Consider the following 18,815-nt stretch of genomic DNA (forward strand, 5'->3'; position numbering starts at 1 on the left):
GCGCGGGGTCAGGAGATGCGCATGTTCGCCATCATGCCCATCGCGCCGTGATCGAACAGGTGGCAGTGGTAGACGTACGTGCCCCGGTAGCCGGTGAAGGTCGCCTGGATCTTGACCGTCTCGCCCGGCTTGAGCGGCACGGTGTCCTTCAGCCCCGTCTCGGGGCCCTCCGTGACCGGCCGGCCGTTGCGCTCCAGCACCCGGAACTGCACCAGGTGCATGTGGAAGTTGTGCGGCGCGAACTGGTTGGAGTTGTGGACGGTCCAGATCTCGGTGGCACCGTAGGCGATCTCGGTGTCGATCCGGTCCATGTCGTACGTCTTGCCGTTGATGTACGCCATGCTGTTCGGGGCGCCGGTCTCGTCCATCTTCATGTCGACGGTGCGGTTGACGGTGGGCGTGGGCAGCGCCGGGAGCGTCCTGAGCGTGTCGGGGACCACGCTGTCGTCCTGCGCGGTACGGGTGACGCGGAACTGGAGGACGGCGCCGATCTCGTTGGCCGGCTCGTCCCGGTCGATGTGCTTGTTGCGCAGTTCGATGGTGGTGCCCACGGGGTAGCGGGAGAAGTCGATGACGACGTCCGCCCGTTCGCCCGGGGAGATGGACACCGTGTCGGTGCGGTAGGGCGCGGTCAGCAGGCCGCCGTCGGTGCCGATCTGCACGATCTCCGAGCCGTCGGCGAGACTCAGGCCGAAGAACCGCTGGTTGGCCGTGTTGGTGAGGCGCAGCCGGTACTTGCGCGCCGCGACCTCGAAGAACGGCCAGGCCTTGCCGTTGGCGAGGATGACGTTGCGGTGGCGGAAATCGCCCATCTCGTAGACGAGTTCGCCGGTGTCGGTGAAGCGGGCGTCGCGCAGCGCGATGGGGATGTCGTAGCCACCGGACGGCAGGCCCAGCCGGCGTTCGGTGTCGTCGGTGAGGATGTAGGTGCCCGTCATCCCGCGGAAGACGTTCTCCGACTCCATGTGGTGGGCGTGGTCGTGGAACCACAGGTTCGCGTGCGGCTGCGTGTTGGGGTACGTGTACGTCTTGGTGCCGCCCTTGGCCGCGATGAGGTCCATCGGGGAACCGTCGCTGTCCTGCGGGACGTGGGCGCCGTGCAGGTGGATCGAGGTGGGCACGTCCAGCGCGTTGGTCTGCCGGATCACGACGCGGCGGCCCGACTCGGCCTTGATGACGGGGCCGGGGAAGGAGCCGTTGAAGGTGCGCAGCATGGTGCTCAGGCCGGGCACGACCTCCTTGGTCGCTTCCTTCAAGGTCATCCGGTAGTAGCTGGTGGTGCCGTTGGTGAGGTACGGCCGGAGCACGGGCGCCAGGGGCATCCGCTGCGTGAACTTCGCTATGCCGGCCGGGTCGAGCTCGGCTCCGGCGACACGGGGCTCGTTCGCCGCGGCGTTCACGACGGGCAGCAGCATGCCGCCCGTCCCGATGACGCTGCCGGCGGCCACGCCCGCCCGGACGACGGTCCTACGACTGATCACTGTTCCCCCGAGGGTGCTGCCTTGGCGACTACGCGCCGGCGGGACGGCATGTACGTACTGGTGGACGGGGTCAAGTGTGCGAGTGGCCGGTCGTGACTCGCTGGTGCCCCGCACAAGGCCCGCACGAACCGGCGGCGGTCACCCGCCGGCCGGCGCCATTCGGCCAAAGTTTTGACATGGGCCTGACATTTCAAGACCCCTGTGACACCTTCCGTGGACGTGACCGGACCGCGCCGGTCCCCCCGTACCTCTGCGGTCCGCGCACGAAGGCTCTCTCCCCCGGCCCGCCTGCGGGAACCCCACCCCGCCACGGCCGGGCGCACTGCGGCGCGGCCCCCCGGGCCCCGCCCGTACATCCCCACACGTACGTGGCAAGGAGGAGCGACATGAGGAAGTTCTCGACCTGGCCGGGCGTCACCGCCCTGGCCGCCGCCGTGCTGCTCGGCGGTTCCACGACGGCTCTGGCCCTCGGGCCCAACGTCGACCAGAAGATGGACGGCGTCATCGTCGTCGCCGGCAACACCTGTAGCTGGACGAACGCGCGAACCAGCGCCGTCCCGCCCGCCGCCCTGACCGTCGACAGGAACACCGTCAACGCCCCCGGCGGCAATCTGTCCTGCGGGGGCGGCATCACCGCCACCCTCAACAACAACCCGGCCTTCACCTTCGACGACGCGAGCGGTGTCGCGAGGGTGGACGCCATCGACATCAGCGGCAAACAGAGCTTCGTCTCCTGCCGGTTCAAGGCCACCGGCATCGTGTGGGACCGTGACGCCTCCACCCGCAAGTACGTCAACCAGGCCTTTACGGCGACCAAGGTCTCGGGCGGTTTCCTCTGTCCCGGCTCGGTCACCACGGCCGCGGGCGACGCCTCCATGCTGTTCCACTGAGCGTGCGGTCCCGCTGAGCCGGGTGCGCGCCGCGGGCCGACGAGACCGCGGCGCGCACCGGTTCCGCACGGACGCGGGGAGCGCGAGGAACACGGGGAGCGCGGGACGCCGACTGCCGTCCCGGGAGTGGCCTGTCGGCCTCGGCCGGGTCGCTCCCGTACGCGCCCGACAACCGGGGCGGGACGGCCTCCGCGCCGAGCACGCGGTCGTCAGGGGCGCGGCGTCAGCCTGACCACGGCCGCCCGGCCGTCGGCGCGGAGCGCGCGGGCGCCGGGACCGGTGACCGAGGCGGCGTCGTAAGGGCCGAGTCGGACCCGGTCGCCGAGCGCCACCGGCCCGTCCAGGGCCACGACCACGAGCGTCGCGCTGGGCGGAACGGCGAGCGACAGATCGCCGCGGACGACGGCGACTTCGGCCTCGACGGCCTGCCCGCGGTACATCACGTTGAAGTTCACGACGGGACCCCCGAGGAGCCGGCACTCGGTGGGCCGGCCGCCGGGGAAGTGCTGCGGGACGAAGCGTTCGTCCACGAGGCGCCGCACGCCGCCGACCGTCAGGACCATGCCCGCGCCCTCGGCGAGGGTGAGGACCCGGTCCACGCCGGGAAAGACGGAGAACGGCCCGTCGGCGGTCACGTCGGCGAGGCTCACCCGCCAGAGGAAGTCCTCCATCCCGGCGCCCTCGGGCCAGGCGGCGATCTCCCGGGTGACTCCCCCGCCGTTCTTCCAGGGAGCCGCCGGCCGGCCGGCCGCGCGCAGCACGCGCACCCCGCCGCTCCCGTCGTCGGTCGTGCCGTCCGTCATGTCGCCCTTCCGGGCCCGGGGGTGCGCACCCAGGGCCCGGCCGAGCCTACTCCTCAGCCCACCGCGAGGTCGTCCGCGTAGACGGCGCCCTGCCCGTACCAGCCGTGCACGTAGACGGTGACCGTGCCGGAGGCGCCGGTGGTGAACGGCACGCCGAGCTTGGTCCAGCCGGCCGAGTTGGTCCACGTACTGCCGGTGGCGCCGCCGCGCACGCCGAGGTAGGCGTACCCGCCCTGTACCCAGCCGCTGAGGGTGTAGGCGGTGTTGGGTGCGAGGGTGAGCGTCTGCGCGCATTCCCCGGTCTGCGCGGAGGTCGGGACGGCCTTGAGGGCGTACGAGCCCCCGTGCGCGGGGGCGTTGACGATCGCGCCCCCGTTCTCACAGGTCCACGGTGCGAGCGAGCCGCTCTCCAGACCGCCGTTGACCAGTGCTCCGCTGCCGCCGCCGGGTCCGGGGACGGTCAGGGTGAATCCCGCGGAGCGGGCGAGCCGACCTCCGCCGGCGGTGACGGTGAGCGGATAGACGCCCGGCGCGACCGAGGTGCCGACGGCGAGGGTGAGCCGGGTGGAGCCGCCCGCCGTGACGGTGGTGGGGGCCAGGGTGGCCGTCACTCCGGCGGGGGCACCGGTGACGGTCAGGGCCAGGGGTTGCGCGGCGCCGGAGACGACCGCCGTGGCGACGGTCGCGCCGGCGGTGCCGCCGGGGGCGACGGAGGCCGATCCCGGCGTGACCGCGACGGAGAAGTCGTCGACGACGGGGCCGCCGCCGCCCGTGAACGGCGCGAAGGTGTGGCTGAAATACCACGGATCCTGGGCGATGCCCGAACAGGTGTCGGAGCCGCCGGTTCCGGGGCAGCCGCCGTTGTCGCGCTGGAGGGCCCAGAAGGAAAGGGTGTTGATGCCCTTGGCGGTGGCCCAGTCGTAGACGGCGGTCGCGTCGGCGGTGGTGAAGGTCTCGGCGGGACCGTAGTCGTCGATGCCGGGCATCTCGGTGACGCCGACCATCCCCCAGAGTTGGGCGGGGGTCTTGGTCGGGTACAGGGTCGCGAGCTGGTTGTAGAGGCCCTCCGCGGCGGTGCGGGTGTCGTCGGCCATGTGGTGCGTGGCGCCGTCGTAGTAGTCGAAGGTCATGAGGTTGACGACGTCGACGCGCGCGCCCGCGGTCTTGGCGCTCTTGAGCACGGCCAGTCCGCTGCTCGCGAGGCCGCCCGTGGTGGTGGGAAGGGTGTAGGAGACCTGGAGGGGGCGGCCGTTGGCGGCGGCCCAGTCCTGCACCTTCTTGATGGCCTGGTTGCGGCGGTCGATGCCCGCCTTGTCGGTCAGCGAGTTGTCCTCGATGTCCATGTCCAGGCGGGTGACGTCGTACGTGGTGATGACCTTCTCGTACGCGGCGGCGACGGAGTCCACGTTGGCGCAGCTGTCGGCGATCTCGGTGCCGCCGTTGTCGGCCGCGTAGCCGCCGAACGAGGGGATGACGTCCCCGCCGCGCGAGCGGATGGTGGTGAAGTCGGCGCCGAACACGGCGGCGGAGACGGGCTGGGCGGTGCTGCCGTTCCAGTACGGGGTGCAGGAGCCCTTGGCCTCGGTCTGGACGAAGGCCATGGTCAGGTACTTGGCACCGGACTTCTGGGCGAGATCGGCGGGGCTGTCGGAGGAGTACGCCTCGAAGTACGGGGCGAAGACGTGGGCGGGCAGCGGCGTCGCGGCGTGCGCGGCGCCGCTGCCCGCTGTGAGGACCAGGCCGGCCGTGGCGGCGACGGTGGCGAAGGCAGTGAGTAAGCGGACGGCGTGGGGACGTCGTCGGGTCATCGAAGCTCCCGGTGGGGCGCGAGCGAACGGGCGGACGCCTCATGATTGGTCTGGACCAGCCGGAGGTCAAGAGGTCCGGAGCCATCCGCGCCGGCGTGCCCGCCCCGCCGATCCCGCCATGGGGGCCGGGGGTTCGGGGCGGGTTCCCCGATCAGCGCAGGATGCCCGCCTGCCGTGCGGCACGCATCCAGGACGGGAACTCCGACAGGAGCCGGTCGTAGAGCTCGGGGTCGGAGATCCGGTCGATGTCGTCCACTGCGAAGAAGCCGACGTTGTCGACACGGCGGCCGGGCATGGTGTCGAAGCGCTCCAGCACCCCGAAGCCGGCCCGGCCGAGCCCGACGAACTGCCAGAACACCGGCTCCTCCACGGCGGCGCGCAGTTCCCGTTCGATCTCGTCGTTGCGGTAGACGCCGCCGTCGGAGAAGAACAGCACGAGGGTGGGGGCGGGCACGGGGTGGTCGCGCACATAGGCGCGCACCTCGGCGATGACGCGCTGTTCCTCGTTCTGGAAACCGACGTCGCGCATGTCGACCTGACCGGGCAGGAGTGTCTTGTCCGGCTTGTTCCGCCCGAAGAGACTCATCCGGCCGACCCGGACGTGCAGCCGCAGCCATTCCGGGAGTTCGGCGATCGTGAGGTCGGGCAGCCGGGCGGGGTGGGTGGCGAACGTCCAGGCCTGCATCTCGCCGTCGTCGTCGAGTTGGGCGGCGACGGCGGCCATGCGCTCGACCACACCGGCCACCGTGCCGCGCGCGTACAGCGTGGACATCGAGCCGGAGGCATCGAGAACGAGGACGACCCGGGCGCTGACCCCGGTGGCGCCGCTCTTGGTGAGGCTGACGGCGACCTGTCGTTTGCGAAGGGACAGGCGCTCGCGCATCTCAGGGGGGAGCCGCTCCTCGCCCTTGACCAAGCGGACGGGAACCGCGGGCTCCGGCCCCGACGCGCGAAGCGGCCTGGGCGTGAGGGCGGGCACGGGGGCCGGCACGGGGGCCGGGGCCACCACCGGTGGCGGCGGCCCCTCGTCGACGGTGATGCCGAAGTCGGTGGCCAGCCCGGCCAGACCGCTCGCGTACCCCTGCCCGACCGCCCGGAACTTCCAGGCGCCGGCTCGACGGTAGAACTCGCCGCTCAGGTAGGCGGTCTCGGTGTCGGCGGCCATGTCGAAGCGGGCGAGTTCCGCCTCGGACACCGAGTCGAGCAGCCGCAGGTGCAGCCCGGGCACCTGACCGAAGCTGCCGCCGTCGGCGGACGCGCACAGGACGACCCGCTCGATCTCGGGTTCCAGGGCGGCCAGATCGACGTCGACCGCGTCCGCGCCGGGCCGTTTTCCGATGTGGCGCACGGCGCCCGAGGCGTGCCGCGGCTGGTTGTAGAAGACGAAGTCGCCGTCGGAGCGCACGCGCCCGCTCCGTGTCAGCAGCAGCGCGGAGGCGTCCACTTCCGGCACGCCCGGCCCGGCCGACCAGCCGAGCACCGCTCTGACGGAGGAGGCCCCGACGGGCAGATTGGCACCTTTGCTCAGTATCGTCACGGCGCACAGTCTGCCCGCCGCCCCGCCCGGGCGGAACGTGTCCGGGACACGAGGCTCCCCCGACAACGCGTCGAGGCCCGCACCTCACGGTGCGGGCCTCGACGACGGTCACACGCCCGGAAGGCGTCAGGCGGGAACGATGTTCTCGGCCTGGGGGCCCTTCTGGCCCTGCGTGACATCGAAGTTCACCTTCTGGCCTTCCTGAAGCTCACGGAAGCCCTGGGTGGCGATGTTCGAGTAGTGGGCGAACACGTCAGCGCCGCCACCGTCCTGCTCGATGAAGCCGAAGCCCTTTTCCGCGTTGAACCACTTCACGGTGCCAGATGCCATATGAGTTTCTCCTTTGGGGCTGTTCCCGGACCCACACTGTGCGGGCACCGGAGTCGAAGTAATGATTGCCCCGTCCGAAAATCATCGGAAATAAAAAGTGCACCCGGCGGAAGGGAATCCGAGGGGAGCACTTGAAGTCTTTGGGAACCACAACTGCAACTGCGTTGACCGTAGCACAGTGCAGGAGCTCCGGCACGGAAGGTTTCCTCGTCGTTTTTTCCCAACGCCGCGAATCTCGACCGCCATTCGATGAATTTCTGCACCGGCGGCGACAGATATTCGAGGGCGGCGGATCACGACCGGCGTGGGCGGGGCCGCGGGGAGCGGCCGGCCTCCCCCGTGGCTCCGCCCCGCCCGGGTCAGCCGCGGAAGGCCTGCGGGCGCTCCGGGGAGGCCTCGGCGAGCGCCTTGGTGACGGCTTCGACGCCCGCGCGCAGCCCGTACACCGGCGTGTCGGGCTGCTGGCGCCACGACTCGTCGATGCCGCCGGCGTCGACGGTGTCGAAGCCGAGTTCGTCGATGAGGTCCCGCACGGTCTTCTTGGCCGTCTCGTCGTCCCCGGCGACCGGCAGGGCCATCCGGTCGGGATCGCCGGCCGGACGGGGCCGTTCGAGGATGTCGGCCGCGTACGTGCCGTTGAAGGCCTTGACGACCGGGTGACCCAGGTGGCGTTCGGTCCAGCGGCTCTCGGTCAGGCCCTCGTCCTCGATGCCGGGGATGCGGCCGTCCCGCTCACGGGGGTAGTAGTTGCACGTGTCGAGGACCGCGAAGCCCTCCGCGGCGCCGTCGAAGAGCCCGGCGGGCAGGTCGGGCACGTTCTTGAGGGGGACGGTGACGACCACGACCTCCGCGCCGCGGGCCGCCTCGGCGACCGTGACGGGCGTGGCGCCGGTCTCCTCGGCCAGCGCCGCGAGGGTCTCGGGTCCGCGCGAGTTCGCCACGGCGACCTCGTGCCCGAGTGCGGTGAGCCGACGGGTGAGGTTGCCGCCGATGTTGCCGGCGCCGATGATGCCGATCTTCATGAGCTCTCCAGTGCAGTGCGCGGTTTCGGGTATCGCTTTTCTCCGAACCGCGCCGGGCTCCGGGGCATTCCGGCTCACCCGACACCATCGGGTGGATTTTCGGCCATTTTCCGCGGAGCGAGAACCGACATGTCCCGAGTGGCGGTCTTCGGGTGCGGCGCCGGGGATCGTACCGGCACGCATCAGGTCACGGGGAAAGGTACGAAAACATGTTCAAGCGTCCGACCAAGCGCACGACCATCGCCCTCGCCACCGCGGCGACCGCCGCCGCGGCCGCGCTGTCCCTCGCTTTCGCCACCGGAGCTTCCGCCACCACGCCGACCCCGAACACCGGGTCGGCGGCGGCCGCGCCGCCGTCCGTGTCGGGCAGCCCCGAGGGCGCGTTCACCCGGATCGCCGACTTCTACGGCTCCTACATCGACGCCGTCTACGACGGTGACGGCAAGACGGCCGACCAACTCCGCGCCTTCTACCTCGCCAAGCCCCTGCAACTGGAGCTGAAGCAGTGGGAGGCCGCGAACCACGCGAACGGCGTGCTGCGTGCGCAGAACGTCCCCCTCCAGTGGAAGGTCTCCTCCACCGGCAGCGGGACGGGCAAGACCAACGCCACCGTCACCCTCACCTGGGGCGCCGGCGACACCACGGAGATCCACGTCCAGGCCGACCTCAAGACGCGGAAGATCACCTCGATCAAGGACTGATCCGCGGCCGGACGCGCGAGGGGGCCCGCCGACGGCGGGCCCCCTCGCTGTTGCGCCTCGCGCTCACGCCTCGCGCTTACGCGCCGCTCGCGTCGAGCATGTCCTCGCGCTCCACCAGCTTCACGCGCTCGCGGCCCTGCGGCTCGCCCAGCGCCTTCTCCGCGGCGTCCAGCCTGTACCAGCCCTCCCAGGTGGTGAAGCGGACCCGGCGCTCCGCCAGGAACGCCTCCACCGCCTCCGGGTCCGGCGAGACCGGGGTGAGCAGGCGGCCTTCGGCGTGGTCGGCGAGGAGGTTCGCCACGGTCTCGTTCGCGTCGCCCTTGGTGTGGCCGATCAGGCCGATGGGGCCGCGCCGGATCCAGCCGGTGACGTAGGTCGAGGGCAGGTGCGCACCGGCCTCGATCACGCGGCCGCCCTCGTCGGGGACGGTGCCGGACTCGACGTCCCAGGGCAGCTTGGGCAGCTCGTCGGAGAGGTAGCCCACGGCCCGGTACACCGACTGGACGTCCCAGTCCGTGAACCGGCCGGTGCCCGTGACGTTGCCCGTGCCGTCGAGTTCGGTCCGCTCGGTGCGCAGTGCGACGACCTTGCCGTCCTCGCCGAGCACCTCGACGGGGGATTCGAAGAAGTGCAGGAACAGTTTGTGCGGGCGGTCGCCGATGTCGCGGATCGCCCAGTTCTCCAGGGTCTTGGCGACCATGTCGGCCTGCTTGTTGGCGCGGCGGGTGGCGATCGAGCCCGCGTCGTAGTCGATGTCCTCGGGGTTGACGATGACCTCGATGTTCGGCGAGTGGTCCAGTTCGCGCAGCTCCATCGGGCTGAACTTCGCCTGCGCCGGGCCGCGCCGGCCGAAGACGTGCACTTCGAGCGCGCGGTTGGCCTTGAGCCCCTCGTAGACGTTCGGCGGGATCTCGGTCGGCAGCAGTTCGTCGGCCGTCTTCGCGAGGATGCGGGCGACGTCGAGCGCGACGTTGCCGACGCCGAGGACCGCGACCTTCTCGGCCTCCAGCGGCCAGGTGCGCGGCACGTCGGGGTGCCCGTCGTACCAGGAGACGAAGTCGGCCGCGCCGTACGATCCCTCCAGCTCGACGCCCGGTATCCGCAGCTCTCGGTCGGCGGTGGCGCCGGTGGAGAAGATCACCGCGTCGTAGAAGGCGCGCAGCTCGTCGAGCGAGATGTCGTTCGGGTAGTCGACGTTGCCGAAGAGGCGGACCTGTGGCTTGTCGAGCACCTGGTGCAGGGCGGTGATGATGCCCTTGATCCGCGGGTGGTCGGGGGCGACGCCGTAGCGGATCAGGCCGAAGGGGGCCGGCATCCGTTCGAAGAGGTCGATGGAGACGCCCGGTTCGGCGGCCGCCTCGGACTTCAGCAGCGCGTCGGCCGCGTAGATACCGGCGGGGCCGGCGCCGACTATCGCTACCCGCAGGGGGCGAGGCATGGTGTGGTTCCCTTCGACCGACAAACAGGCTGATCAAGGGAACCCTAAGCTAAGGCGACCCTAACCCGGCACCCGGCCCCGGCTTATGACCTCATAAACAGCTCTTATGGCATCCCAAAGCAGTGCTTTGGGATGCCGGCGCCTCCCGCTCGGGGTCGGGTGGCCGCCCGGGGCTCAGGCCTCGTACTCCGTGAGGTCGATGGAGTGGACGTCGAGCAGGGCGCCCGTCTCCGGGGCCTCGACCCGTCGTTCCGACTCCATGCCCAGCTTGCGGATGACGTTCTCGGACTCCTCGTTGCCGGCCCGGTTGATCGCGATCACCCGGTCCAGGCCGCGGTCCTGGAGGGCGAACTCCAAGGTGGCCTGGGCGGCCTCCGAGGCGTACCCCTGGCCCCAGAACTGTCGGCCGAGACGCCAGGTGATCTCCACCGCGGGCATCACCGCGGGCAGCCACTGCGGCACCGTCAGACCCACGACGCCGATCAGCTCACCGGAACCCAGCAGCTCGACGGCGAACAGGCCGAAGCCCTCCTCGTCCCACTCGTCCTCCCAGAGCTCGATGGCGTCGGCCGTCTCCTCCAGGTCGAGCGTGGAGCCGTCACCGATCCAGCGCATAACCTCGGGATCGGCGTTGATCTCCGACAGGGGGACGAGGTCGTCGTCGGTCCAGCGGCGGAGCAGGAGGCGGGGGGTACGGATCTCGGTCATGCCCACATCCTGCCGAACGCGGCCCCACCCGGGTTAATCGGGCCCCGCTCGGGCCCCCTCGGGCCCGCCGCGGACCCGACACGCGCCCCACGCAGGCTCAGGGCCGGCGAAGGAGGTAGCGGACGGTGCCGTCCTCGGAGCCGTCCCGCCGGAACCCGGCCCGCCGCACCACGGCGTGCGAGGGGGCGTTGCCCTCCTCGACGACCGCGCGCAGCGCGGTCAGGCCCGGCCGCGCGAAGGCCCGGGCCGCCAGGGCGCGCACCGCGTCCGTGGCGTGTCCGCGGCCCCGGGCCGACGGGACGAGGTCGTAGCCGATCTCCGCCTGCCCCTCGGGGTCGGGGGCGCCGTGGAAGCCGATGCCGCCGATCGCCAGGCGGTCGGCGGCCCGGATGATGGCGTACGGGCCCCAGCCGGGGTGGTACTCGCCGACCTCGCGCGCCAGGCCCAGCATCCCGGCGGCGATCCGGGTCCCCTCGGGCGGGCCGTCCTCGGCCCACACGAAGCCGCCCTCCCCGCCGGTGTGCAGGTCGGCGGCGGCCGAGGGGCCGATCTCGCACAGGACGACGCCCGCTCCCCTGATCGGGTCGCCGTACCAGCGCCAATTTCGCCGGCGGGGCAGGCCCGGGAGGTCGGCCCGGCCGGTCGCGGCCAGGAGCGAGCCCCACGCGTCGGCCGAGGCGGGGCGCGGGGCGTGCGGGAAGAGCCGGTCGAGGATCAGGGCGCCGGTGTGCGCGGAGCCGGTCCAGTCGGCGCGGCCCAGGCCGTGCAGGATGTCGTGTGCGTGCAGCAGCAGCTCGGTGGCGCCCATGGCGGCGAACCCGTCGGCGCCGGCCGCGCCCGCGCGGTGCCAGGCGCGGTCTTGCGGGTCGGCGGCGAAGACGGCGGCCGCCAGCAGGCGTCCGCTCGCCTCCACGAGGTCGATCAGGGCGTCGGGGGCGGCCTCGGCTGCGGCGCCGACCGTGAGCGGCAGCCAGGAGTCGGCGCGCCCGGCCAGTTGGGCGGCGAACGCGGTCAGGTCCGAGGTCAGGTGGACGGCCGTGTCGCGGCAGCTCCACTCCAGCCCCGCCGCCGGCAGGGACCAATCCCGGTCCGCCACCTCGCGCAGGGCCCCCACCGCTTCCGCGACGGTGCGGGTGAGGTCGCCGGCGGTGAAGAGCGTCATGAGGTCGACCCTAGGCCTTTCGCGACGGACCCGGGGGGCCGGGTCCCCGTCTCGGCTCAGTCGGGGAGGGCCGCCCCGCAGCGGGAGCAGTGGCGGGCGTCCCGTTCGGAGGCGAGCCGGCCGCAGTCCGCGCACACCCGGTGCAGCAGACAGGCCGTCTCGCCGCCTTCGGCCGGCGCGGGCGGCGCGCCGATGCCGAGGCCGGGGCGGCGCGGGTGGACGGTGAGGTAGGCGATGCCGTCCGGGCCCGCGCTGAGGGAGCGCGGGGTGTTCTTGGTCAGCAGGGCCGCGGTGTGGGGCCGCAGGTGGTGCGCGCCGGCGTCGGTGTCCAGCCGGCCGCTGCCCTCGACCACGACCAGGAGCACGTCGAGCGCCGGTTCGCGGTGCTCGGCGATGACGCCGCCGGGCGGCAGGCGGATCAGGTTCGCGTCGAGAACACGCCCCGCATCGGTCAGCCGCCACAACGCACCGGTGGCCCCGGCGGGGGCTTCCGCGATGACCGCGTCCAGGTCGGTGGGGGCACCGGCGGGGTGCGAGGGCGTCGTCATGTTCGTCCTTCCTGGTCCCACGGCGGGACTGCCCGGTGACCCCCGCAGTCATACACGATCGGTTCCGGTCATTCGTGGCCGATGGGCTCTTTGCCCACCCCGGCGACGCTCGTCGTACTTGTGACCGATAAGATCCGGACACCGCCTCCCGCCCCGCCCTCGCCGCCGTGTACCCCGGCTCGGCTCCCCCCGCACCGGAAAAGTTCCACCCTCACATGAGTTCCGACACCGCCCTGTACCCGTCCCCGGCCGCCGCCGACGGCTTCGCGCCGGTCGGTCCCGTCGCCCCCGAGCCGTCGCGGCAGATCCGGGTGCCGACCCTGACCGGCAACGCTCCGGCGCGGCCGACCCCGGCCGCCGCTTTCCACAGCGTCAGCGCCGTGACCACCGTGCTCCTGGCTCTCGTGGCGATCGGAGCGATGATCCACGAGCCGGTGCTGATACCGCCGCTCGCCGCGAGCGCCGCGCTGGTGCACAGCGCGCCCACCCTGCCGCTGGCGCAGCCGCGCGGGGTCGTGCTGGGCCACCTGCTGGGCGCGGGCGTCGGCTACGGGGTCCTCGCCCTGGCCGGCGGCAGCGCCTGGGCCGCCGCCGTCGCCGCGGGCGTGACCCTGGCCCTGCTCATGCTCGCGCGGACCCCGCACTCGGCGGCCTGCGCCACCTCCGTCATCGTCGTGCTCCAGGCCCCGGCGCCGGGCAGGTTCCTGCCGCTGCTGTTCGGTTCGACCGTGCTGCTCGTGCTCACCGGCTACGCCGCCTCCCGCGTCCGCCGGAAGGCCCCGAAGTACCCTGCCTATTGGTGGTGAGTCCGCGATGGCGCGCCTCCGCGCCACCGAGGGTGCTCGGGCGCTACTTCTTGTGACCGGACGGCGCGGTCACGGTGGCGGTGAAGGGCGGAACAAGTGGTGGAGATCTCGACCAAGGACGTGTTCGGGGCACCCTGCTGGGTGAGCCTGATGGCCCGCGACCTGGAGGCCTCACAACGTTTCTACGCGGCGGTGGTGGGCTGGAGCTTCCGGCGGACGCGTCTGGGCGAGGGCTTCTCCGTCGCCCGGGTCGACGGCTCGCCGGTGGCGGGGATCGGCGCCCTCGCCGGAGACCTGGAGGTGGCCGTCGCCTGGACGCCGTACTTCGCCGTGGACGACGCGGACGTGGCGGTGAGCCGGATCAGGGAGCGCAGCGGAACCGTCGCCGTCGGGCCGGTCTCCTTCCCCATCGGCGGTCGCGGCGCGCTGGCGGCCGATGTCGACGGCGCGGTGTTCGGCATCTGGGAGGGGCCGGTGGCCTCCGACTGGCGGGTGGGACGCGGCCCCGCCCCGGCCTGGCTGGAGCTGCGGACCCGCAACGCGTTCGACGCGGCCCTGTTCTACGGGGCGGTGCTGGAATGGGCCACCGGCCGTCCGGGCTGCTGCGAGGTCTCCTACGAGGAGGACCAGGTCGTGCTGCGGCAGAACGGGGAGCCCGTGGCCCGGCTGAACAGCGGCCCCGTGGAGGCGGCCTCCTACAGCCCGCACAGCCGGCCCCGCTGGCACGTCCACTTCCGGGTGCCGCGCCTGGAGCCGGCCGTCGAGGCGGCCGTCTCGCTCGGCGGGCGCACCGTCTCGGACATCACCTCCAACGCCCGGGAGCGGTGGGTGGCGTTGCGCGACCCCGACGGGGCCCTGTTCACCCTCACCACGTCCCTGTCGACGCCGCTGTCGCCGTGATCTCCGATGTGCCCGGTCCGGCGTCCCTTGCCACACTGGGCCCAGGAGGTGTGCGATGGACCCGGTGGCGGCGCTGAACCGCATCGCCTTCCTGCTGGAGCGCGGCCAGGCCCCCACGTACCGGGTCCAGGCCTTCCGCACGGCGGCGGGCGTGGTCGAACGGCTCGGCGCGGACGAGGTGGCCGGGCGGGTGGCCGCCGGTTCGCTGGAGGCCGTGAAGGGGCTGGGGCCCAAGACCGCCCAGGTGGTACGGGAGGCGCTCGCCGGGGAGATCCCCGGCTACCTGGGCAAGCTGGAGGACGAGGTCGCGGCGCATCCCGAGGGACCGCCCGCCTCCGAGGCCGCCCGCGCGCTGCGGGCGGCGCTGCGCGGGGACTGCCACCTGCACTCCGAGTGGTCGGACGGCGGCAGCCCCATCGAGGCCATGGGTCGCACGGCCGTCGAGCTGGGTCACGAGTGGGCCGTGCTGACGGACCACTCGCCGAGCCTGAAGGTGGCCCGGGGGCTCTCGCCCGAGCGGTTGCGCGAGCAGTTGGACACGGTGGCGGAGCTGAACGCGGCGTGGGCGCCGTTCCGGCTGCTCACCGGCATCGAGTGCGACATCCTGGCCGACGGGTCGCTCGACCAGGAGCCGGAGCTGTTGGACCGGCTCGACCTGGTGGTGGGCTCCGTCCACTCCAAGCTGCGCATGGAAGCGCCGGCCATGACCCGGCGGATGCTGGCGGCGGTGCGCAATCCGCTGATGGACGTCCTGGGGCACTGCACCGGGCGGCTGCTCACGGGCAGGACCCGGCCTGAGTCGGAGTTCGACGCGGCCGCGGTGTTCGCGGCGTGCGCGGAGTCCGGCACGGCCGTGGAGATCAACAGCAGGCCGGAGCGGCTGGACCCGCCCCGACGCCTGCTCCGGCAGGCCGTCGAGGCCGGGACCCTTTTCGCCATCGACACGGACGCGCACGCGCCGGGGCAGTTGGACTGGCAGCTGACGGGCTGCGAACGGGCCGTGGAGTGCGGGGTGACGGCCGAGCGGGTGGTCAACACGTGGCCCGCGGAAGACCTGCTGGCCTGGACCCGTACCCGGCAGCCGCCCGTACGGCGGTCCGCGTCCCGCTCGTAGCCGGCGGGACCGGCGCCGCCTCGTATACGTGGGCGGGCGCCGGGGTTCACGTCCGGCGGTGACGGGGCAGACGTACCCGACACAGCAACCGACCTCTTGCGAAGGGACCTACACCGTGTCTCGATCGAGGATTCTCGTAGTGGGCGCCGGCTTCGCCGGGGTGGAGTGCGTACGGCGGCTGGAGCGCCGGCTGTCCCCCGCCGAGGCCGAGATCTCACTGGTCACGCCCTACTCGTACCAGCTCTACCTGCCCTTGCTGCCGCAGGTGGCGGCCGGGGTGCTGACCCCGCAGTCCGTCGCCGTCTCACTGCGCCGCAGCGGCAAACACCGGACCCGGATCATCCCGGGCGGCGCGATCGGCGTGGACCCGAAGGCCAAGGTCTGCGTGATCCGCAAGATCACCGGCGAGATCGTGGACCAGTCGTACGACCTGCTGGTCCTCGCCCCGGGCAGCGTCACGCGTTCGTTCGACATCCCGGGGTTGGGCGAGCACGCCCGCGGCATGAAGACCCTCGCGGAGGCCGCGTACCTGCGCGACCACGTCATCGCCCAGCTCGACCTCGCCGACGCCGGCCAGGACGAGGCCGAGCGCACGGCGCGGCTGCAGTTCGTCGTGGTCGGCGGCGGTTACGCGGGGACGGAGACGGCCGCCTGCCTTCAGCGTCTGACCTGCAACGCGGTGGGCCGCTACCCCCGGCTGGACCCCCGACGGATCAAGTGGCACCTGGTGGACCTGGCACCCAAGCTGATGCCGGAACTGGGTGACAAGCTCGGCAAGGTCGCCCTGGACATCCTGCGGGCCCGCGGCATCGAGGTCTCGCTGGGCGTGTCGGTGGCCGAGGTGGACGCCGAGAAGGTGACGCTCACCGACGGCCGGGTGCTGCCGAGCCGGACCCTGATCTGGACGGCGGGCGTGGCCGCGAGCCCACTGGTGGCGACCCTGGGCACGGAAACACTCAAGGGCCGGCTGGTGGTGCGCCCGGACCTGACGGTGCCCGGCGCCGACGGGGTGTTCGCCCTCGGGGACGCGGCGGCCGTGCCGGACCTGGCCAAGGGCGGCGACGCCATGTGCCCGCCGACGGCGCAGCACGCCATGCGCCAGGGGCGGGCCGTCGCCGAGAGCGTCATCGCGACGCTGCGGGGCGAGACGCCGCGCCCGTACGTGCACAAGGACCTGGGCCTGGTGGTGGACCTCGGCGGACGCGACGCCGTCTCCAAGCCGCTCGGCATCGAGCTGCGGGGCCTGCCGGCCCAGGCGGTGGCACGCGGCTACCACTGGTCGGCGCTGCGGACGAATGTGGCCAAGACCCGGGTGCTGACGAACTGGCTGCTCAACGCCGTGGCCGGGGACGACTTCGTCCGTACCGGCTTCCTCGCGCAGCGGCCCGCCACGCTGCGGGACTTCGAACACACGGACGCCTACCTGACGCCGGAACAGGTCCGCGAACACACGGCCGCTCTGCACGCGCGGAGCTGATCCGAAGCCGATCGGGCGCCCGGCGCCGCTCTCGGAACACACCCTTCAGAGCCGGCCGGCGCCGCGGGCCAGCAGGAGGGCGACGTCGGCTGCCGCGACCGCCAGCGTGCCGACGAACGGGACGCGGCCCGGACACCGGCCGGTGGCGAGCAGCAGGACCGCCGTGAGGCCCAACAGCACCCACCGAGCGGCGGTCACCGGTCCGGGCGGTCCGACGGTCAACGCGGCGGCCGAGCCGAGCACGAGGAGGGCGGCCAGCGCGGCGGAGCGGCGGGCGCCGAGCCGCTGCGGGAGTCCGGTCACGCCCGTGGCCAGGTCGTCCTCGATGTCGGGCAGCACGTTGGCGAAGTGGGCGCCCGCGCCGAGCAACGCGGCCGCCGCGGCGAGCCAGAGCGGCGGCCACGGCCGCCCCGGGAGGCCCAACGTCACGAAGGCCGGCAGCAGGCCGAAGGCGAGGGCGTACGGGAGCCAGGACGCGACGGTGCTCTTGAGCCACAGGTTGTACGCCCAGGCGGCCGCCACCGCGCAGAGGTGCACGGTGCCCGCGAGCAGGCCCGAGGCCAAGGAGAGCGGCACGCACAACGCCAGAGCGGTGAGCGCGGCGGCGCCGACGGTCGCGGGCCCCACGGTCCCGACCGCCAGGGGCTTGTCCGCCCGGCCCGTGGCCCGGTCGCGCCGCAGGTCGGCGCGGTCGTTGCACCAACCCACCGAGAGCTGGCCGAGGGCGACGGCGCCCGCGCAGGCCACGCAGCCGGCCACTCCCCGGCCGGTCGCGGCGGCCAGCACGGCGGTGAAGAGGGTGACGGCGGCGGTCGGAAGCGGGTGGCAGGCGGCCAGCAGCGCGCCGGCGACGCCCACCCGGCCGGCGCGCACGGGGGCACCCCTGGGCGGTGCGGTCTCGCGGGTTGCGGGCACGGCCCCACGTTAGGTCTTCGGACCGCCGGGAGCGGGCCGGACGGGCGGCGGCACGCCCGGTTCATACGGTTCGGTGGAAAACGCCCACTCTTGCCTAGAGTTGCGGCGATGACACGTGTCCTGGCAGTGAGCAGCGTGTTTCCGCCCCACGCGTACCGACAGTCCGAGATCACGGAGGCGCTCGCCCGCTGCCTGCCGCCGGGCCGCGACGCCGGTCCGCTGCGCCGGGTCCACGCCTCGGTGCGGGTCGACAGCCGTCATCTGGCGCTCCCGCTGGAGCGGTACGGTCCGGGGAACGACTTCGGGACCACCAACGCCCTGTTCGTCGAGACGGCACTGGACCTCGGTGCCCGCGCCGTCGGGCTCGCCCTCGCCGAGGGCGCGCTCGCGGCCCGGGACGTGGACCTGGTCCTGTCGACGACGGTGACCGGGCTCGCCACTCCCTCACTGGAGGCGCGGCTCGCCGCCCGCACCGGTCTGCGGCCCGACGTGCGGCGCCTGCCGCTGTTCGGGCTGGGCTGCGCGGCGGGCGCGGCCGGCCTCGGCCACCTGCACGACCACCTCACGGGCCGACCGGGGCAGGCCGCCCTGCTGCTGTCCACGGAACTGTGCTCGCTCACGCTCCAGCCTACCGACACCTCGATGGCGGCCCTGGTGGCCGGTGCGCTGTTCGGGGACGGCGCGGGAGCGCTGCTGGCGGTGGGCGCCGACCACCCGCTGTACGGGAACGCCGTCGGGCCCACCGTGGTGGACGCGCGCAGCCGCCTCTACCCGGGTACCGAGGACCTGCTCGGCTGGGACATCGGCCACTGGGGTTTCCGCATGGTGATGGGCCGCGAGCTGCCGGGGCTGGTCCGGCTGCACGTCGCGGAGGAGGTCGAGGCCTTCCTCGCCGGGCACGACCTCAAGCCCGCCGACGTGACGGCCTGGATCTGCCATCCGGGTGGTCCCAAGATCCTCGACGTCCTCGGGGAGTCGCTGGGGCTGCCGGACTCGGCGCTCGCCGCGAGCCGGCGTTCGCTCGCGACCGCGGGCAACCTCTCCTCGGCGTCCGTGCTGCACATCCTCGGCGACGTCCAGAGGGCCGGTCCCCCGCCGCCCGGCTCGGTCGGGCTGATGCTCGCCTTCGGCCCGGGCTTCGCCTCCGAACTCGTTCTCCTGCGCTGGTGACGCCC

The 18,815-nt window shown here is 72.8% G+C and carries 18 protein-coding genes; 7 read left to right on the top strand and 11 right to left on the bottom strand.

Annotated features, from left to right (window positions below; all coding sequences use genetic code 11):
- Positions 1 to 8 precede the first annotated feature (8 nt).
- Entirely contained in the window at positions 9 to 1,481 is a 1,473-nt protein-coding gene (locus E6R62_RS10330) for a multicopper oxidase family protein (RefSeq protein WP_168714017.1), read from the bottom strand.
- A gap of 386 nt (positions 1,482 to 1,867) precedes the next feature.
- On the opposite strand from E6R62_RS10330, the gene E6R62_RS10335 reads away from it, so the two are divergent.
- Positions 1,868 to 2,371 carry a hypothetical protein gene (locus E6R62_RS10335; protein WP_136213057.1) on the top strand — a complete coding sequence of 168 codons (504 nt, stop codon included), beginning with the start codon at positions 1,868 to 1,870 and terminating at the stop codon, positions 2,369 to 2,371.
- A gap of 209 nt (positions 2,372 to 2,580) precedes the next feature.
- Here E6R62_RS10335 and E6R62_RS10340 read toward each other — a convergent pair whose 3' ends face one another.
- The 5 genes from E6R62_RS10340 to E6R62_RS10360 form a co-directional block, all read right to left on the bottom strand.
- Positions 2,581 to 3,174 (bottom strand): HutD family protein, encoded by a 594-nt coding sequence (locus E6R62_RS10340; protein WP_136213058.1) that lies wholly within the window; start codon positions 3,172 to 3,174, stop codon positions 2,581 to 2,583.
- 53 nt (positions 3,175 to 3,227) lie between these two features.
- The gene (locus tag E6R62_RS10345) at positions 3,228 to 4,982 is read right to left on the bottom strand and encodes a glycosyl hydrolase family 18 protein (RefSeq protein WP_136213059.1); all 1,755 of its coding nucleotides are present in this window, start codon (positions 4,980 to 4,982) and stop codon (positions 3,228 to 3,230) included.
- 151 nt (positions 4,983 to 5,133) lie between these two features.
- Positions 5,134 to 6,519 (bottom strand): VWA domain-containing protein, encoded by a 1,386-nt coding sequence (locus tag E6R62_RS10350; RefSeq protein WP_136213060.1) that lies wholly within the window; start codon positions 6,517 to 6,519, stop codon positions 5,134 to 5,136.
- Between the two features lie 126 nt (positions 6,520 to 6,645).
- Entirely contained in the window at positions 6,646 to 6,849 is a 204-nt protein-coding gene (locus tag E6R62_RS10355) for a cold-shock protein (RefSeq protein ID WP_030228921.1), read from the bottom strand.
- A 359-nt stretch (positions 6,850 to 7,208) separates the two neighbouring features.
- Complete coding sequence (locus tag E6R62_RS10360; protein ID WP_136213061.1) at positions 7,209 to 7,871, bottom strand: NADPH-dependent F420 reductase; 663 nt, start codon at positions 7,869 to 7,871, stop codon at positions 7,209 to 7,211.
- A 209-nt stretch (positions 7,872 to 8,080) separates the two neighbouring features.
- On the opposite strand from E6R62_RS10360, the gene E6R62_RS10365 reads away from it, so the two are divergent.
- Positions 8,081 to 8,572, top strand: coding sequence for a hypothetical protein (locus E6R62_RS10365; RefSeq protein ID WP_136213062.1), 492 nt, complete (start codon positions 8,081 to 8,083; stop codon positions 8,570 to 8,572).
- Positions 8,573 to 8,648: 76 nt separating this feature from the next.
- On the opposite strand, the gene E6R62_RS10370 is transcribed toward E6R62_RS10365, so the two are convergent.
- From E6R62_RS10370 to E6R62_RS10385, 4 genes are all read right to left on the bottom strand, one after another.
- The gene (locus E6R62_RS10370; RefSeq protein ID WP_136213063.1) at positions 8,649 to 10,010 is read right to left on the bottom strand and encodes an FAD-dependent oxidoreductase; all 1,362 of its coding nucleotides are present in this window, start codon (positions 10,008 to 10,010) and stop codon (positions 8,649 to 8,651) included.
- A gap of 174 nt (positions 10,011 to 10,184) precedes the next feature.
- Positions 10,185 to 10,718, bottom strand: a complete 534-nt coding sequence (locus E6R62_RS10375; RefSeq protein WP_136213064.1) for a GNAT family N-acetyltransferase — start codon at positions 10,716 to 10,718, stop codon at positions 10,185 to 10,187.
- Positions 10,719 to 10,815: 97 nt separating this feature from the next.
- On the bottom strand, positions 10,816 to 11,880 hold the full coding sequence (locus E6R62_RS10380) for a GNAT family N-acetyltransferase (protein ID WP_136213065.1): 1,065 nt from the start codon (positions 11,878 to 11,880) through the stop codon (positions 10,816 to 10,818).
- A 56-nt stretch (positions 11,881 to 11,936) separates the two neighbouring features.
- Positions 11,937 to 12,428, bottom strand: coding sequence for a hypothetical protein (locus E6R62_RS10385; protein ID WP_136213066.1), 492 nt, complete (start codon positions 12,426 to 12,428; stop codon positions 11,937 to 11,939).
- A gap of 215 nt (positions 12,429 to 12,643) precedes the next feature.
- Between E6R62_RS10385 and E6R62_RS10390 the strand changes: the two genes are divergently transcribed.
- The 4 genes from E6R62_RS10390 (at position 12,644) to E6R62_RS10405 (ending at position 16,725) form a co-directional block, all read left to right on the top strand.
- Positions 12,644 to 13,234: an HPP family protein gene (locus E6R62_RS10390; RefSeq protein WP_136213067.1), complete on the top strand. Its 591-nt coding sequence runs from the start codon at positions 12,644 to 12,646 to the stop codon at positions 13,232 to 13,234.
- A gap of 150 nt (positions 13,235 to 13,384) precedes the next feature.
- The gene (locus E6R62_RS10395) at positions 13,385 to 14,134 is read left to right on the top strand and encodes a VOC family protein (RefSeq protein WP_136213145.1); all 750 of its coding nucleotides are present in this window, start codon (positions 13,385 to 13,387) and stop codon (positions 14,132 to 14,134) included.
- 55 nt (positions 14,135 to 14,189) lie between these two features.
- Positions 14,190 to 15,248: a PHP domain-containing protein gene (locus tag E6R62_RS10400; protein WP_136213068.1), complete on the top strand. Its 1,059-nt coding sequence runs from the start codon at positions 14,190 to 14,192 to the stop codon at positions 15,246 to 15,248.
- 115 nt (positions 15,249 to 15,363) lie between these two features.
- Entirely contained in the window at positions 15,364 to 16,725 is a 1,362-nt protein-coding gene (locus E6R62_RS10405; protein ID WP_136213069.1) for an NAD(P)/FAD-dependent oxidoreductase, read from the top strand.
- A gap of 45 nt (positions 16,726 to 16,770) precedes the next feature.
- Here E6R62_RS10405 and E6R62_RS10410 read toward each other — a convergent pair whose 3' ends face one another.
- Complete coding sequence (locus tag E6R62_RS10410; protein ID WP_240801588.1) at positions 16,771 to 17,640, bottom strand: UbiA family prenyltransferase; 870 nt, start codon at positions 17,638 to 17,640, stop codon at positions 16,771 to 16,773.
- Positions 17,641 to 17,748: 108 nt separating this feature from the next.
- On the opposite strand from E6R62_RS10410, the gene E6R62_RS10415 reads away from it, so the two are divergent.
- On the top strand, positions 17,749 to 18,810 hold the full coding sequence (locus tag E6R62_RS10415; protein ID WP_136213070.1) for a type III polyketide synthase: 1,062 nt from the start codon (positions 17,749 to 17,751) through the stop codon (positions 18,808 to 18,810).
- Positions 18,811 to 18,815 lie beyond the last annotated feature (5 nt).

Origin of the sequence: Streptomyces sp. A1136 (assembly GCF_004795055.1) — a bacterium.
Taxonomy (GTDB): domain Bacteria; phylum Actinomycetota; class Actinomycetes; order Streptomycetales; family Streptomycetaceae; genus Streptomyces.